The 16,299-nt window shown below is 57.6% G+C and carries 15 protein-coding genes; 1 reads left to right on the forward strand and 14 read right to left on the reverse strand.

What is annotated here, in order from left to right; all coding sequences use genetic code 11:
* Positions 1-57: 57 nt before the first annotated feature.
* A complete protein-coding gene (locus tag RO22_RS01360; RefSeq protein WP_041157386.1) occupies positions 58-1,080 on the forward strand; it encodes a TRAP transporter substrate-binding protein in 1,023 nt (340 codons plus the stop codon).
* Between the two features lie 172 nt (positions 1,081-1,252).
* On the opposite strand, the gene RO22_RS01365 is transcribed toward RO22_RS01360, so the two are convergent.
* The 14 genes from RO22_RS01365 to RO22_RS01430 all read right to left on the reverse strand — a co-directional run bounded on the left by RO22_RS01365 (position 1,253) and on the right by RO22_RS01430 (position 16,262).
* Complete coding sequence (locus RO22_RS01365; RefSeq protein ID WP_041157387.1) at positions 1,253-1,516, reverse strand: PAAR domain-containing protein; 264 nt, start codon at positions 1,514-1,516, stop codon at positions 1,253-1,255.
* Entirely contained in the window at positions 1,513-2,427 is a 915-nt protein-coding gene (locus RO22_RS01370) for a hypothetical protein (protein ID WP_041157388.1), read from the reverse strand. The genes RO22_RS01365 and RO22_RS01370 overlap by 4 nt, the downstream gene beginning before the upstream one ends.
* Before the next feature lie 43 nt (positions 2,428-2,470).
* The gene (locus RO22_RS01375; RefSeq protein ID WP_041157389.1) at positions 2,471-2,734 is read right to left on the reverse strand and encodes a PAAR domain-containing protein; all 264 of its coding nucleotides are present in this window, start codon (positions 2,732-2,734) and stop codon (positions 2,471-2,473) included.
* Positions 2,731-3,642 carry a hypothetical protein gene (locus RO22_RS01380; RefSeq protein ID WP_041157390.1) on the reverse strand — a complete coding sequence of 304 codons (912 nt, stop codon included), beginning with the start codon at positions 3,640-3,642 and terminating at the stop codon, positions 2,731-2,733. The genes RO22_RS01375 and RO22_RS01380 overlap by 4 nt, the downstream gene beginning before the upstream one ends.
* Positions 3,643-3,651: 9 nt before the next feature.
* Positions 3,652-5,580 (reverse strand): hypothetical protein, encoded by a 1,929-nt coding sequence (locus tag RO22_RS01385; RefSeq protein ID WP_041157391.1) that lies wholly within the window; start codon positions 5,578-5,580, stop codon positions 3,652-3,654.
* Positions 5,577-6,935 carry a DUF4123 domain-containing protein gene (locus RO22_RS23770; RefSeq protein ID WP_052475478.1) on the reverse strand — a complete coding sequence of 453 codons (1,359 nt, stop codon included), beginning with the start codon at positions 6,933-6,935 and terminating at the stop codon, positions 5,577-5,579. Before RO22_RS23770 ends, RO22_RS01385 begins: the two co-directional genes overlap by 4 nt.
* A 3-nt stretch (positions 6,936-6,938) precedes the next feature.
* Positions 6,939-8,903, reverse strand: coding sequence for a type VI secretion system tip protein VgrG (tssI, locus tag RO22_RS01395; RefSeq protein ID WP_041157392.1), 1,965 nt, complete (start codon positions 8,901-8,903; stop codon positions 6,939-6,941).
* Positions 8,904-9,292: 389 nt separating this feature from the next.
* On the reverse strand, positions 9,293-9,925 hold the full coding sequence (pcaG, locus tag RO22_RS01400) for a protocatechuate 3,4-dioxygenase subunit alpha (protein WP_200890209.1): 633 nt from the start codon (positions 9,923-9,925) through the stop codon (positions 9,293-9,295).
* A gap of 31 nt (positions 9,926-9,956) precedes the next feature.
* Complete coding sequence (pcaH, locus tag RO22_RS01405) at positions 9,957-10,688, reverse strand: protocatechuate 3,4-dioxygenase subunit beta (protein WP_041157393.1); 732 nt, start codon at positions 10,686-10,688, stop codon at positions 9,957-9,959.
* Positions 10,689-10,721: 33 nt separating this feature from the next.
* Positions 10,722-11,903 carry an alpha/beta fold hydrolase gene (locus tag RO22_RS01410; RefSeq protein ID WP_041157394.1) on the reverse strand — a complete coding sequence of 394 codons (1,182 nt, stop codon included), beginning with the start codon at positions 11,901-11,903 and terminating at the stop codon, positions 10,722-10,724.
* Between the two features lie 11 nt (positions 11,904-11,914).
* Positions 11,915-13,117 (reverse strand): 3-oxoadipyl-CoA thiolase, encoded by a 1,203-nt coding sequence (pcaF, locus tag RO22_RS01415; RefSeq protein WP_041157395.1) that lies wholly within the window; start codon positions 13,115-13,117, stop codon positions 11,915-11,917.
* Between the two features lie 10 nt (positions 13,118-13,127).
* Positions 13,128-13,895 (reverse strand): CoA-transferase subunit beta, encoded by a 768-nt coding sequence (locus RO22_RS01420; protein ID WP_318025883.1) that lies wholly within the window; start codon positions 13,893-13,895, stop codon positions 13,128-13,130.
* A 5-nt stretch (positions 13,896-13,900) separates the two neighbouring features.
* Positions 13,901-14,734, reverse strand: coding sequence for a CoA transferase subunit A (locus tag RO22_RS01425; RefSeq protein WP_041157397.1), 834 nt, complete (start codon positions 14,732-14,734; stop codon positions 13,901-13,903).
* Positions 14,735-14,933: 199 nt separating this feature from the next.
* Positions 14,934-16,262: an adenylosuccinate lyase family protein gene (locus RO22_RS01430; protein ID WP_041157398.1), complete on the reverse strand. Its 1,329-nt coding sequence runs from the start codon at positions 16,260-16,262 to the stop codon at positions 14,934-14,936.
* Between the last annotated feature and the right edge of the window lie 37 nt (positions 16,263-16,299).

Below are 16,299 nucleotides of genomic sequence, written 5' to 3' on the forward strand. Positions count from 1 at the left end.
AAACATAAAAACAGTTACAAAAACGTACCCCGTTGACTAGCAATCAGGATAACGACAATGAATAAAATACCCACCCACCTAGCCAAGGCAACCCTGTTTGGCGTGCTCGCCGTTTCATTCACTGTCCCTGCCGTGGAAGCCAGTACCACACTTCGAGTGGCGCACGTTTGGCCGGGTGGCTCAATGATAGACCGTGAGCTGTTTCAGGCCTGGGCTGAAAGCGTCGAAGAGGCGTCAGATGGGCGGCTGAAAGTAGAAGTTTTCCCCAGCCAGACACTAGCGAAATCGGCTCAAACCTACGAAAGCGCTGTCAGCGGTATCGCCGATATTGGCGCCTCTGCCCAAGGTTATACGGCGGGCCGCTTTCCACTCACACAAGTCGTCGAGCTGCCGGGCGTGTCATCCAGCGCCCGCCAAGGAGCCTGCATACTCCAGTCGCTTTACGATCAGGGATACTTTGAACAGGAGTACGCCGACACGCGCCCTCTGTTCTTGTTTACTACCGGCCCCGGTTATCTGCATACAAAAGATCAGCTGATTGAAACACCGGCTGACCTAGAGGGGCTTCGCCTACGCCGCCCCACACCAGTGGTGGGTGACATGTTCGAACGCCTAGGCGCCCAGGCGGTGGGTATGCCAGCGCCGGATGTGTTTACCTCCATGCAGCGTGGTGTCGTCGACGGCCTCAGTTTCAACTGGGAAGGCATGAAGACCTTCCGGCTGAACGAACTGGCGCAGTACCATACTGAAGTCCCTCTGTATGACCTTTCGCTGTTTGCCACCATGAGCCAGCGCAGCTACGACAGTCTGCCAGCCGATTTACAGCAGGTGATTGATGACCACAGCGGCTTAGAATGGTCGCTTCGCGCGGCGGAGGTTTACGACGAGATGATACGCCAAGGGCGTGAAGAAGCCGTCGAGGCCGGACATGAGTTCGTCGTCATCGAAGACGCGCTCGAAGACCCTGAATGGGGCCCCGTGCTGCAGCAAACCATTGATGATTACTTAGAGGACATTGGCGGCTCTGCCAACGACATCTACAAAGCCGCGATGGATTTACAGCAAAGCTGTCAGGTTTAGATGTGAAGCTATAATAAAAGGGCAGCCAACGCAGGCTGCCCATTGTTCTTACCCACTTAGCATTAACTCAATGGATAAGCACCACATTCCCCAAATGATGCGCCTATCACTAACCGTCCAACGACTCCGTTCAATTCCTGTCTCCTTCCACAACTGTTATTCCGCATAAGCGCTACGGCTGAACCTTTGCACTGCTCGACGCCGTAATAATCTCTCCACCATGATCAGTTTTGCAGCCCAGGTAGGCCGTGGGCCTACCATCATGGTTAGAGTGGCTTGAGCCTTCGATGATGGTGGCGCCGCAGCCGGTTTTATCACCCACCCGCGCCACGGGCTGGCCCTCTACTTTAGAGGGCGAACCGGTGACAATTTCCGTGGTGCCGTGGCCGGGAATGGGGCAGCGGTGCAGGTCGCCTTTGCGGGCAACGGGTTTCATCGGCAGATTTCCCACTGACCATCGCGTTGAATAAAGTAGAGTCTAACGAAACTAGCTTGGTACTCTTGCCCTGCGTGACCAAACGCAATGGGCACATTAACTCCTTCCGTTGTCAGCCAGGCCACACGATTACCCGCCCCCAGATTTAACGTCAACGGCTCTTCAGGGAAGGGGTCTAGCTGGAAAAGGTTTGGGTTATCAAAGAACATGGTGAAGCTTGCTCGCTGGCGCACGTAGGCCTCGGGCTCACCGGAAGCCTGAGCAAGCTCTTCAATCATGGTTTTCGAGGCATTCATGAGCGCATCGTTATCTTGCGCCTCAAAAAGGGTATATAGTCGACGATACTCACGGGTCAGGCTATCGCGGGTAGTGTCACTGTCCCTTAATACGTCCCCCTCCTCCCAGCACCAAGTGGGCATCGGCTGACGGTTATTAAAAGGTACTTCCAGTCTGAAATAGTCATCATCCCAACGGATGGCACTAGCTACCACACTTAATGGAGCTTGATCATCTACGTTAACAACTTCTGGTTTAAAACCTTCGAGACCAGGCTGTACAACAACCTCAAACGCGGTTTTAGCTTCAGTATTGGGATTTTGCCCCGGCTCCCAATACTCCATGGAGAGACGCAACTCATGCTGCTCGTCAAATGGTTTGTTAGAGGGCACTGGCCAGGCATAAAACTGAACTTCATTACGACCATTACGTATGTATTGTGATGCTGGCAGCATCGTATTCTGATGTCCCGGCACACCTGAAAAATTCAGCATTATCTCTTGCATGTCCACTGAGGATGCTAACCCATTAACGCTCCAGCGTACGCCAAACTGGTACTCGGTTTCCTGTGCAATTAAGGGCACACTAATCAGCGTCAGCGCAACAATCCAAAAGTAAGCCACCCATTTTTTCATGCTGTTATATACCTTCAGCAACTCGATAAACTGACCTGATGCACTAAGGCTGCACCTTGGCACTGCTCGACGCCGTCATAATCTCGCCGCCGTGATCGGTTTTGCAACCCAGGTAGGCGGTGGGCTTACCATCATGGTTAGAGTGGCTTGAGCCTTCAATAATGGTGGCGCCGCAGCCGGTTTTATCACCCACCCGCGCTACGGGCTGGCCCTCTACTTTAGAGGACGAACCGGTGACAATTTCTGTGGTGCCGTGGCCGGGAATGGGGCAGCGGTGCAGATCGCCTTTGCGGGCAACGGGTTTCATCGGCAGATTTCCCACTGACCATCGCGGCGGATGAAGTAGAGACTTACGTAGCTAGCACGACCTTCCTGTGAAACATTATTAAAACGGATGGGTTCACTTACTCCTTTTGTGGTCAGCCATGCCACGCGATTATCTGCACCCAAGTTTAACGTCATAGGCTCTTCGGGAAAGTCGTCTAACTGGTAGAGATCAGGGTTATCGAAGTACATGGTGTAGCTGAACCTATCCCGCACGTATTCTTCTGGGGTGCCCGAGGCCAGAGCAAGCTCTTGTGTCCTTGTCGACGCGGCCTCTAACAGGGCATCGTTATCACCCGCTGCAAACAGCGCATGTAGCCGACGGTATTCGTGCGTTAGGCTATCGCGGGTGGCCTCGTTATCGCGCAATACCTCACCCTCTTCCCAGCACCAGGTGGGCATCACTTGGCGGTTGTTAAAGGGAACAGTTAATTTAAAGTAGTCCTTATCCCAGCTAATCTCGTTTTCTCGCGGCTGCACGGGGGCGGCCTGATCTATTGACACTATCTCGGGCTTAGCGTCTTCCACGCCCGGCATCATCACTACTTCAAACGCAGTTTTGGCATCAATATTAGGATTTTCACTGGGTTCCCAATACTCTACGGAGAGGCGAAGTTCATGCTGATCTTCAAATGATTCTGCAGATGGTACTGGCCAGGCGTAAAACTGAAGGACATTGCGACCATTACGGACATATTGGGTAATGGGCAACATGGTATTCTGCTCGCTCGGTACCCCTCTAAAATCGAGCATCACGTCTTGTATGTCGATTGATGACGCCAAGCCATTAACGCTCCAGCGAACGCCAAACTGATACTCGGTTTCCTGTGCCATTGCCTGTGCCCCCATAGTGAGTAATACCGATAAAACAAAAGTGATCAATAATTTCATGCGATGCCTTTAACCTGCGTTGTTAAATGGATGAAACGTCCCTGTCCAGCTATCGGCCAAGCGGTAGCGATGGGCCCCACCGTCTTCCTGCCAGCGAGTACCGTCGTCTGTTTCAACCACCTGAGAACTGCTGTGCTGAGTTTGTCGATTTGCTGAAGGCCGTCCACCGTCACTTGACTGGCTATTGCGATCACTTACATCCGCCTTTTTATACCCCTGAACACTCAGCATCGCACCGGCATGGGAAAGCTGGTAGCCCCACTGGCCGTTCTCGATGGCAATCGCGATACTGCCGCTGGTCGCTACCTGAACGCCGTACTTGAACACGGTTCGCTCGGTGAACAGGCTGTCGAAGTACCCCATCATGCCGCCGCTGACCAGTGCGCTTAGCGTGATACTCATTTGCCCTTCCGGCTTCTCGAAGGCGTTGGCCTGTACGTTGTAGGTGGCACGGAGCATGTGATTGCCGAGCGTATCTTCTGTGCCCTCGGGGCCAACCCCCAGCCCCACTTCCATGAACAGAGCAGGCATGAACTGGCCTTCGGCAAAGTACACATTAAAACCATCTTCGACACTTTCCAGAAACTTGACGAGCACAGCGCCACCGCCGGTTCCCCTGGCGGCTATTTTCAATGCTTCGTAGATATCGAGTTGCACCCCGCACTCATAAGCTAGCGAAAGCCCCGGCGTAATCTCCCAGCTCGTTCCGGGACCACCGCTCTCTTCCACCTGCTCAGTGGTCGCGCCCAGCATTAACTCCGGGCCACGGGTGTAGAAGCTGAATAACTTGCTACCATCGCTTTCTGTGCCACTCAGGTTTTTGGCGATACGTTGCGAGGCCTCGGTCAGAGTGCCAATAAATTGCTCAACCGTGTTTTGCTGTTGCCGCTGGTTCTCTGCTTGGCGAAGCGAGGGGCCGGTATCGAGGGTCTCGGTCTCGCTGGGACTTTTACCCACGGTGATTGTTGTGTTTTTAGCGCCACATACGACGGTGAGGTCAGCGTGGATGCCCCAGCCTTGCCGTGCGGTTACCTGCCTTACCCGCGATCCCATGCTCTGTTCTGCGGCGATCATACGGCCTTCCCTTTTTTCGACCGGGCGAGTATCGATCGTGGGCGGCGCGATGGTCACCAACCCATCAAACTTTAGCTGCGGTAGCGTCACTGTAGTGAAATGGAAGTCGTTCGTGCCATCGTAACTGATGCGAAAGCGCTCCTCGTTTACCATGGCGGTACGATTCATGAGTACATTCAGCAACATGACGGCGGCTTTAAAGGCGAGCTCTTCATTCGTTGAGATCACCCCCATCAGCACGCTGGGTAGGGTGATGGGCGGCACGGACTGGGTCATCACCGTAAAATCAACGGTGGAGGTCGCTCCTGAGGCGAGCGCAGTACCGTTAAGCTCGTCGGTCCAATAGAGCGTGTGCTGCTCATGGGGGCAGTTGCTGGCCAGCTTGATCGTTACTTGGCCTTCATCCTTGAGTTGCGTACCGGCTAGAAGATCTTCGAAGGTTCCCTCGCCCGTCACAAACTGATCCGCAACAAAATATATTTTACAGCCCGTAGCAGAGAGTTCATTTTCTCCTTGCAGTACTACCCGAGTATTCTCACCTCCGTGACAAACGACCTCCACCTGTTCGATACAGGGGGTCAGTGAGGCGCACTCAATGCACATGGCGCCAAATTCAGGATCCTGGCGGCTTTCTTCGTCTGCGGGTTCCGGAGGAATCGGGCTTTCAGTGAGTGCCTCCCCATCATTTGCCAAGAAGTCGTTGTAGTGGTTTTGGGCAGTTATCGCCTCCAGTGTTTCACGCTGAACCTCGTCTGCCTGCATAGCATTCTGGATCGACCTTAGCGTTGTCGCAGGGCTGGAGAAGTGCTCCGGTTGGTTCTGCGCTAAATACGCAATGTCTTCGATACTGGGTTGATAGCTCATGGACGTTCCTCGTCAGCGATGGGCCGATAGTTGTCTTCATGCTGACCGGCTTGTTGATAGGGAGCCAATAGCGCATGCCGTATACGCCCTCGGGGTAGCCACTCTTCCAGTAACTGGCACTTCCGCCAGCCAGCGAGTTTCGCGTTGCCGAGGATCCGCTGTGCATCGGGATGCAGCTGGGCAAAATCGGCACCCACCTCCAGCACACAGATGACCAGGGTTTGGATCTGTTTTTTAGAGGCAAGCCCATACCGCTTCCCTAGTTGTGTGGCGTCGATCACCGCACGCATCCGCTCGCCTTCTGATACCTGGGGATAACGTTCTTTTAATGACCTCGCGAGGGCTTGCCTCGCCCTTGACTGCGCAAGCTCCCCAAAGCGTTGATACTCCGCCCCCCCTATCGCAAACTGCCGCCCCTGGCCGTTGGCGGCGCGGGCATCGTCGCTAAGGCCGATGCGCACTAGGCGGCCTTTCACCTCACTCGCATCGGCGTCGAGTTCAATCTCAGGGGTTAGTGTCAGTTCAGAGGGAAACACCATTAAAGGCGAGGCAGGCACTATCACCGTTTCGAGTGGCGCCATAAAAGCCGCCAGCTTCCAGGGTTCCAGGGCTTGGCTCATATCCAGCGCCACCCGGGGGTCGTAGAAGCGGAAGTAGACCGGGGCCTGGTCGTTGGCGGGCGTCCAGAGCATGGTGAACTTGCGCAGGTGGCTGCGCAGTTGCTTGAGGGTGGCGTTGGATTGCAGCCATATCCCCCAGTGTTGATCCTGGGGCAGGCCTTCCAGCCAGGTGCGAATCTCGCTATCGGCGTCAATGCGTACGAGCCACGGGGCGTTGGCCTGGGTAGCGGTGTCGGTGGAGGCGTAGAGACAGGTATGCTGGTCATCGGCTTGGCTAAGGCGCTGCATTGCCTCGCGGCAGTTAACACCGTCGATGACCGCCCATAACGGTGGCTGATGAGGGGCAAACAGCGCCTGCCAGGTGGTCTCTTGATAGTTTACCGGCGGTGTCATCGGCGCCGGTTCAGGCTCAGGCACTTTCTCAGGTAAGAGGGGCAGCATCTCGCCATACGCCACCGGGCATTGCGACGAGGTGGTGTGGGCCAGTTCCACCAGCCCGTGGGCGATACCTTCGCGGCGGCAGCGCTGAAGCAGGGTTTCAATGGCATCGAGGCGGATCAGCCCCAGGCCATCATCGTGGCACTGCTGCTGTAACAGCGCCCTGACCTGGTCTGCGTCCTCGGCCAATACGGCGGCCACGGTGACTGCTTCGTCAGCCTCCTCTTCCCAGCGTCGGGCACTGGGGGAATAAGCCATCACATGGCAGCGGGCGAGCCAGTAGTCGGCCATTGCCATGGGTTATTCCCCTTCGAGCGGGCAGTGGGAGACAAACGGGCTGCCTTCCCCTGCAGCGGCTTCCAGCACAGCGGGAATACTGGGCAGCGCAGCCGCACTGGGCGATGCCGAGCCGACATTGAGTACCGGGGTGACATCCACACTGCCACCGCCGACCACCAGCGCGGCGCCACCAGCGACCAGGGTGATCTTGCTGGCATCAAGGATAAGCTCGCCATCGGCTTTAAAGGTGATATCGCCATTGGCGTGAGTCTGGTAGCTGCCGCCTATCGTTAGCCCGCGATCACCGTCCACCTGTTCGGTATGGTTAGTGCGAACGGTGATATCGCGATTGCCGTCGATGGTTTCGACGCGATCCTTGGCGACAGCCAGATGGGAGTTATTGCCAATGGTGGCGGTGTCGTCAAATTCGACGCGCTTCTGGCGGGAGTTGAGGACATGCAGCTCCAGGTTTTTCTGGGCATGCATGTAGATAAACTCTTCCCCGGCCTTGTCTTCAAAGCACAGCTCGTTGAAACCTTCGCCTTGGTGGGTCTGGGTTTTAATCGTGGTGCGGGTTTTGTGCTCCGGGAGGAGATACGGTGGCGTATTCACGGCATGGTAGGTACGCCCAGTGATCAATGGCTGGTCCGGATCTCCTTCAAGGAACGAAATTGTGACCTCATGCCCGATCCTCGGAATGGCGATGCTGCCGTAGCCAGCCCCTGCCCAGCCCTGGGATACCCGCACCCAACAACTGGCCGTCTCATTAGGTTCAGCGTCACGATCCCAGGGGAACTGTACTTTGACCCGGCCGAATTCATCACAGTGGATCTCTTCCCCTGGTGGCCCGACCACAAACGCCACCTGGGGGCCATCCACCCGCGGCTTGGGATTCGGCGTTGCCCGCCAAGCGGTACTACCTGGCCCCAGCACCAGCGTGTTGTGGTAGCGGGTCATCCCGCCCGTATCGCTACTGGAAATGCTGTCTTCTTCCAGCGCCTGGGGCTGTTCGCCGTAGTGGGTGACCTCGATCAGTTGCCAGTCGCGGTTGAGGGCATCGGCGTCGTGGTCGGTGAGGGTGAAGCGCGCGCCTGGGGCAAGCTCGGGTAGGTCACTCTCGGCGTGCGCCGTAATCGCCTCTCGGCGCAGGTATTCTAAGCGCGTGCGGGTAAACGGTTTGCCAGAGGCATCCTGCTTATAGCGCCCCGGGTAGTCGTAGTGTTCATAGTCGGTGCGCTGGCCGTGTTGCTCAACATCGCGGCCCTGGTGCTCATGCAGCTGTGCATAGGCCGGGTTCTTGAAGGTGTAGTCCTTCAATGTGGCGGAGGAACTGGCCACTCGCGCCGTCTGGCGAAGTTGTCGCACATGGCGGGTGGGCGGCGTTCCCCCCGCGCGGCTGTGATAGGTGCGCTCGCCCAAGCTGCTGAGCATTTTAGGGTCATCGCTAAAGACCAGTCGGTGGGCACCTGCCTCGAAGGTATGGTAGTAGAACAGCCCCTCTTCAGCCGCCAGCCGCTCAATAAAGGCAAGATCGCTCTCACGGTACTGCACACAGTACTCGCGCTCAGCCAGTTCACGGGTTACATCAAAGGTGACATCGCCAATACCGCGTTCCTGGCAGAGGGTGGTGATAATCGTGATGGGCGTGACTTTTTGGAAAATACGCGAGTTGTGCCGTAGCGAAAGCCGCCACAGCGCAGGGCGCAGTACCAGGGAGTAGAAGGTGCGGCGGTGGCCTCGATCGCCCTGGGAAAATTCGCTAACTATGCCATGGATGTGGCGTAGCGCTTCTCCGCTGTGCCACACGGTCAGGGTAGCATCACGATCCAGCAGCTCGGCGGCATTGAGTTGGCCATTGCGACTGGCAAAATTGAGGGTTAGCTCAAAGGGGGCGGAAAGGGCCTCACGGTGGGTAAAGTCCACGACGGCGACATCGTCTACGCCGGGCAGTGTCAGCGTAAAGGATAGCCCGTTGCCGTTTGCCATCGCCTCCCTCCTTGGATCATCGATTACGAATGAGAGGCGCTAGCGTAGCGAGATACCGTGAGGGCGCAACCGCTGGCAGATACACAGCGGGGATGATCTGAGCACGGCTGAGCATTTTAGAGCATGCAAAACCAGCAACAATCAAACAAAATCAATCGCTTGAAAAATAAAAGATTATTACCAGTGCCATATTTGTAAGAGATCTCTTACAAAATTTTCCGAAATGGCTTACACAAACTTTTCCTTCCAGTGCCGTTTAATCATCAGGCTGCTGTTCAGGATACTGGTACAAACCACCGAGCTCTTGATGCGTAGGTAGATACCACCTCAGACACACAAAAAAGCGCCATGACAGCATCACAGCGCTTTTATGTGTTGAGAATAACGACTTAAAAATCAAAAAACACCGTCTCGCCTTCGCCCTGCAGGCGAATATCAAAGCGATAACGCACCTTACCCTCCACCTCTTCGCGCTTGGCGATCAGGGTCTGGCGGCGTGCCGGTGATTCGATACGCGAAAGCACCGGGCACTGGGCATTCGCATCGGTCTCATCATCGAAGTAGAGGCGCGTCTGCAGGTGAATATTCACTCCGCGGGCAAACAGCGTGAGGTTAATGTGCGGGGCCATTGGCTGGCCGCTGGGGTGCTGCACCGCGCCGGGTTTAATGGTCGATAGCGACCACTCGCTACCGTGATCGAAGGTAGTCGCGGTACGGCCAAAGCTATTGAACGGCTTGCTAAGGCCGTAATCGGCTTGGTAGTCACCGTTAGCATCGGCCTGCCACGCCTCAATAAAGGCATCGCGCACCAGGTCGCCGTTACCGTCGATGACAATTCCGACCACTTCGATAGGCTCACCCTTGGCGTCAGGCTTAGCCATCTCGTTCCAGATCTCTTCATCCCTTACGGGGTTGCCCGCCGCAGCGAGAGCAAGACCAATATGCACGTAGGGGCCAGCGGTTTGCGAGGCGGTTTCCCGCAGCATCAGGTCGCTGGTCGGTTGGCTGTTAGGCTGATTCATGATGTATCCCCCTGCCCTTATTAGTTTTCGGCTATTGGTTTTCGAAGAAGGTTTGCAGTTCGCCGCGCACGACCACATCAAAGCGATAAGCTAAGCAGTCCATCGGTTTGCTGTGGGCCATATCGAGCCGTCCAATCATCGTCTCAACCGCAAGCGGGTCTTTCAGGGTATGCACGATGGGGCACAGGGGAATAAGCGGGTCGCCCTCAAAATACATTTGAGTAATCAGCCGGGTAGAGATCGAAGGCCCGGTCACCGATACGTGAATATGCGCAGGCCGCCAGCTGTTCATATCGTTTGGCCACGGGTAGGGGCCGGGCTTGATGGTGCGGAAACGGTACATACCCTGCTCATCGGTCAAGCAGCGACCTACACCGCCGAAGTTAGGATCTAACGGCGCCAGATACTTATCGTTTTTATGCCGGTAGCGGCCACCCGCGTTGGCCTGCCACATCTCTACCAGCGTGTGCGGTACTGGCTTGCCGAACTGATCGACTACCCGGCCAAACATAATAACCCGCTCACCCTGGGGCAGGCCGCCATGGCCCGGATCCTGGCGGAAATTCAGCAGCAGGTCGTTATCGTGGGGTCCCATGCGCAGGTGGCTGAAATCGGGGCCGGTCAGTTCGGATGCGGTTGGCTGCTGCATGCTCACTAGCGCCTGCTGAGGCGAGCGCGCCACCGAGGTTTTATAACCCGGCGCGTAGGCAGGCGGATGCCAGTTGCGGTCGCGGGCCACAAAGCGTTTATTGTCGTGGGTCATCGCCCTTTACCTCTCATCAATTATTTTGATTTGCTACTCACCCCAGCCCAGCTCTTTGGCAAGAGCAAAGGCGTGATTCGCCGCTGGAACGCCGCCGTAAATCGCCACGTGCATCAGCACTTGGCGCAGTTCAGCTTCTGTCAGCCCAATCCGCTTCGCGGTTTTTAGGTGCAGCGTTAACTCTTCACGGCCAAGCGCGGCGAGAATCCCGGTGGTGATCATGCTACGTTCGCGGCGGGTTAGGTCGTCGTTACTCCACAGCTCGCCCCAGGCCAGGCGAGTAATCATCTGCTGGAAGGGCGCATCCAGGCTGTTGGCATTGGCGGTGGAGCGCGCTACATGCTCGTCTCCCAATACCTGCTTGCGGGTTTCCAGGCCAGTGGCGTACGCCACGCCGTGGTTGGCCACATCGCCCAGATCCGTTGCCAGTACGGCGAGGAGCTTTTGCGCAAACAGCGCCGGGGCTTCGACTGCAGGTACGTGGCCGACGCCGTCAAAAATCTCTAGCGGTGCGCCATCTAGCTCTGCCGCCAGGCCTTCCAGCGTCGCGGGCGGCGTGGCCATATCTTCACTGCCGCCATACAGCTGTACCCTGACCTTATGAAGGGTGCTCTTACCTGAGAGCTTGCCGGTAAACGTATCGCGGCCAAGCATTTCGCACAGCTGGGCGTAGGACTCATCGTCGCCACGGCCCATTTGTACGCACCATCCCGCTTGCAGCGCCGGGCTTGTCTCAAAGGCCTTTGGTGCAAACCAGCGGGGAACTATCTCTTCAGACATCGCTGCCAGGCCCTCCTGACGCACGCGACCTGCACGGGTATTCCATAAGTCCGGATTACCGATCACCGCGCCGGTGTTGGTCAGCGTAGCGGAGAGCAGGCGATCACCATGCTCGGCAATCAACTGCTGGCCGACGACACCGCCAATGGAGGTACCGGCAAAGTGAAAACGCTCAGCGCCCGCCCGTTCTGCCAATGCCAGAGCCTCAGCGGCTAAATCAGCGGGAGTGATTTGTGCACCGCTGACTGCCTGACTAGCACCGTGGCCGGGAAGATCCCAGGTCAACACCCGGTAGCGGGGCAGCAGCGCGGGAATCACGTCATCCCATACTGCTTGGCTCATGCCCAAAGGGTGCGCCAGCACGACCAGCGGGTTCACTTCTGCGCCGAGCAGACGATAGGCCACGCTGCGGCCATTGATGCTATGAAATGCCATGACGATCTCCGTTAAACGCGTTCAATCAACGTAGCAATACCCTGACCCACACCTACACACATGGTACACAGTGCGTAGCGCTTGCCGCTGTTTTGCAGCTCATGGGCGGCGGTCAACAACAGGCGGGCACCGGACATACCCAGCGGATGCCCCAGTGCGATCGCACCGCCGTTCGGGTTGACGCGAGGATCATCGTCGGCCAGCCCCAGGTCGCGCATGCAGGCTAACGCCTGGGCGGCGAACGCTTCGTTAAACTCAAACACATCGATCTCATCCATCGAGATACCGGTGCGCTTGAGTAGTTTCTGCACTGCCGGTACCGGCCCGTAGCCCATAATCCGCGGCTCTACGCCTGCGGTGGCCATGCCGATAATTTTCGCCATCGGTGTCAGGCCATGCTGTTTAATCGCCGCTTCGCTGGCCACCAGCATCGCCGCCGCACCGTCGTTAACGCCCGACGCATTGCCTGCGGTCACGCTGCCGCCGTCACGGAAAGGGGTAGGTAGGCCCGCCAGCTTCTCCAAAGTGGTTTCCCGCAGATGCTCATCCTGATCAAAGATCAGCGGCGCCTGCTTGCGGCGCGGGATCTCGATGGCGGTGATCTCCTGGGCAAAGCGTCCGGCCTTTTGAGCGGCGGCGGCCTTCTGCTGGGAGCGCAGGGCAAAGGCGTCCTGGTCTTGGCGAGAGATATTGAACTGCTCGGCGACGTTCTCTGCCGTTTCCGGCATGGAGTCGACCCCAAACGCTTTCTTCATCAGCGGGTTGATCAAGCGCCAGCCAATGGTGGTGTCTTCGAGTTTTTGAGTGCGGGCGAAAGCGCTATCGGCCTTGCCCATCACGTAGGGCGCACGGGACATGGACTCCACGCCGCCAGCCAGCGCCAGCGCCATCTCACCCGCTTTAATGGCGCGAAACGCGGTACCCACCGCGTCCATACCCGAGCCGCACAGGCGGTTCATGGTCGTGCCGGGCACCGAGGTAGGAATACCCGCCAGCAGCGACGACATCCGCGCCACGTTGCGGTTATCTTCGCCAGCCTGGTTGGCGCAGCCCATAAAGACTTCTTCAATGGCGGCAGGGTCGAGATCCGGCGCTTCTGCCAGTACGGCTTTAAAAATCGTCGCGGCAAAATCATCCGGGCGCACGCTGGCCAGGGTGCCACCAAAGCGCCCAACGGCCGTGCGGCGGGGATGACAAAGATAGACATCACTCATAACAGACTCCTTATTCGCCAGCGTGGGCACGCTCGGTGCGCGCTTTTAGTTCGCGCAGGATGGTCAGCTCTTTCTCGCTGGGCTCAGGGGTGCTCTCAAGCTGATCGGCAAAGCGCACCTCCCAGCCGGTGGCGTCGATCACGTCGTCGCGACTCACACCGGGGTGCAGTGACACCACTACCAGCTCTTTGCTGTCCGGGTCGGGCTTCATCACGCACAAGTCGGTGATTACACGGGTGGGGCCTTTACCTATATTGGGCACGTTTTCGCGCCCTTTGCCGTCGCGGCCAAAGCCCAGAGTGGTGACGAAGTCGACATCTTTTACAAAGGCACGCTTGGAGTGCTTCAAAGTGATGAAGACTTCACCGGCGTTGGTGGCGATTTCCGGCGCACCGCCGCCCCCCGGCAGGCGAACCTTGGGCGCTTTGTAATCGCCGATCAGCGTGGTGTTAAGGTTAGCAAAGCGGTCGATTTGCGCGGTACCTAAAAAGCCCACGTCGACTTTGCCGCCCTGGAGCCAGTAGCGGAACATCTCCGGCACCGCCACGGTGGTGAGCGCCGATTCGCACAACTCACCATCGCCAATTGATAACGGCAGAATATCGGGCTTGGTCTGCAGCGTGCCGGACTCGTAAATCAGCACCACATCAGGGGCGTGGGTCAGCCGTGCCAAGTTGGCGGCTTCCGAGGGCAGCCCGATACCCACAAAGCAGGTCATGCCATTTTCCAGCGCCCGCGCGGCGGTCACCGACATCATTTCAGAAGAGGTATATTCCAGACTCATCAGCTGTTCTCCCCTGCATGATTTTGGGCAGCATTAAAAACGTTGTCGTCGAGCCACTGGGTAAAGGTGTCGCGATCGCGAGCGATGGCATCCCACTCTTTATAGAAGCGGTTGCTGCGGCCGTAATAGCCGTGGGTATAGGAGGGCAGCGCGCCTTTCTCGGCTACCGCAATAGCGCTGATGGCCCAGCTGGGAATCACACAGGCGTTGGGGTGAGCGTTGAGGTCATCGACGATCTCCTCCACCGTGACGATACTGTGCTTGGCCGCCAGTACCGCCTCTTTCTGCACACCCACGATACCCTCTACCAGCACATTACCCTGACGATCCGCCCGCTGGGCGTGGATGATCGAGACGTCCGGGCGCACCGACGGCACGGCGGCCAGGCGCTCCCCGGTAAACGGGCACTCGATGAATTTGATTTGATCGTTGACGCTGGGCAGTTCGCTGCCGATATAGCCGCGAAAAACCGCCAGCGGCAATCCTGCTGCGCCTGCTTCAAAAGCGCAGGCCATGGCGGCGTGGCTATGCTCAAGAATCTCGACTTTATGCGGCCAGCCTTTCTCAACCGCATCGCGCAGGCGGTGCAGTGAGCCTACGCCGGGGTTACCACCCCAGGAGAAGATCACCTTTTTAGCGCAGCCCGCGCCAATCATCTGATCGTAGATGATATCCGGGGTCATGCGGATCAGCGTCAGGTCGCGCTTTTTCTGGCGGATCACTTCGTGACCAGCGGCAAACGGAATCAGGTGGGTAAAACCTTCCATGGCCACGGTGGCGCCGTCTTGGACGTAGCGCGCTACCGCGTCATGCAGGCTGAGAAACTCGGCCATGATGGGTGCCTCTTAGCGGGTCGTTGGCGTACTTGTTAGCAAATTTCTGTCGATTGTTCGTTAAGCGAACATAGATCCTCTATACGAACAATCTACTGCTGAACATACATTGGGTCAAACCCAACGGCGCCCGCCTAACGACCTAGCGAACCCATCACCCATTTCACAGCCGAACTTAACGCTTTGTTTTTAAATAGGCTTATTGGGTTTCTAGCCATTTTCTGGCGCGCATGACCTGGGCTGCGCTGCTACCAAGGTATAAAGCGGGGTCGCAGGCATTACGCAGCGCATCGGGGTCTACGGCCCCTTTCACCTCAGGATGCTCGGCAAGCACCTCTGAATAGGGGCGTGCTTCCCGGCGTGAGGTTTCTGCCGCTTCCGCGCTAACCGCTTTGGCTCTCTCCACGCCTAGCGTAGGCGCCAGCAAGCGTGCGACGGGCTCGGCCATAATGCCGCCGCCGGTGGCCGCCAGGTTTCGCCACATATTGTCGGGGTAGACCTCGAGTCCTTCCAGCAGCACGGCCACTTGCTCTAGCGCACCCTCTACCAGCAGAGCGCTCTCCATCAGCGGCGCCCACTCCGCATGCCACTCGCCCAAACCACGTTCAAGGGGTTGGGCGGCAGCGTTGATCAACACGCTGGTGTGGCCATGCACTTGTCGCGCCGCGCCGCGAATCAGCGCGCTGCGTACCGGGTTACGTTTATGGGGCATGGAGGACGACTCCCCCATCCCTGGCGCGGAGGGTTCCGCCACTTCACCGACTTCGGTTTGGGTGAGCAGCGAGACATCCAGGGCGATTTTTTCAGCAGCCCCGGCGACAGCGTCTAACCCCGTGCCGAGGGCATGAATGGGGTAGCGGTCGGTATGCCAGGGCAGTACCGGTACCGCCAAGCCTAACCGTTCGGCCAATGCATCCATCCACTCAAGCCCGAGGTGATCCCAACCCGAGTGCACGCCCACCGCACCGCCAAACTGAACAGGTAGCTCAACAGCGCTTAAACGGCGGCGCGCTTGCTCCAGGCCGATTGCCCAGTGAGCCACCTTCACCCCAAAGGTGATCGGCAGCGCCTGCTGCATTAAGGTGCGCCCCACCATGGGCGTATCGATGTGAGTCTCCATAAGTGCTACCGCCGCCGAACGGCAGCGCAGCAGTAACTCATCCAGCGCCGCTAAGCGTGGCTTAAGCAGCAGCATCAGCGCGGAGTCGACCACGTCCTGGCTGGTCGCGCCTTGGTGCCAGTAGCGCTTGATCTCATCGGCGAGCAGCGCACGGCTCTGTTTAACGAAAGGAATCGCTACATTACCACCGCTGGCGATGCCCTCAGCGATCTCAGCGACATTAACGTTGGCGCGTTCAAGCTGCTCACGCATTTGCTGGCTAACCCCGGCAGGCACGGCTCCGCTGGCTTCTTGAACCTCGGCCAGGGCCAACTCGAAGGCCAGCATGGCGCCCACCATAGCGTCATCGTCACACTCAGCGACGGCGCGCTGGCTCATAAAGGGGTGTTTTAAAAATGCAGAGGGCATGGCGGTAGGCTTCCTATTAACGCTGTCCAGCGCCTCA

It is taken from the genome of Halomonas sp. KHS3, assembly GCF_000830495.1.
Lineage (GTDB): Bacteria > Pseudomonadota > Gammaproteobacteria > Pseudomonadales > Halomonadaceae > Vreelandella > Vreelandella titanicae.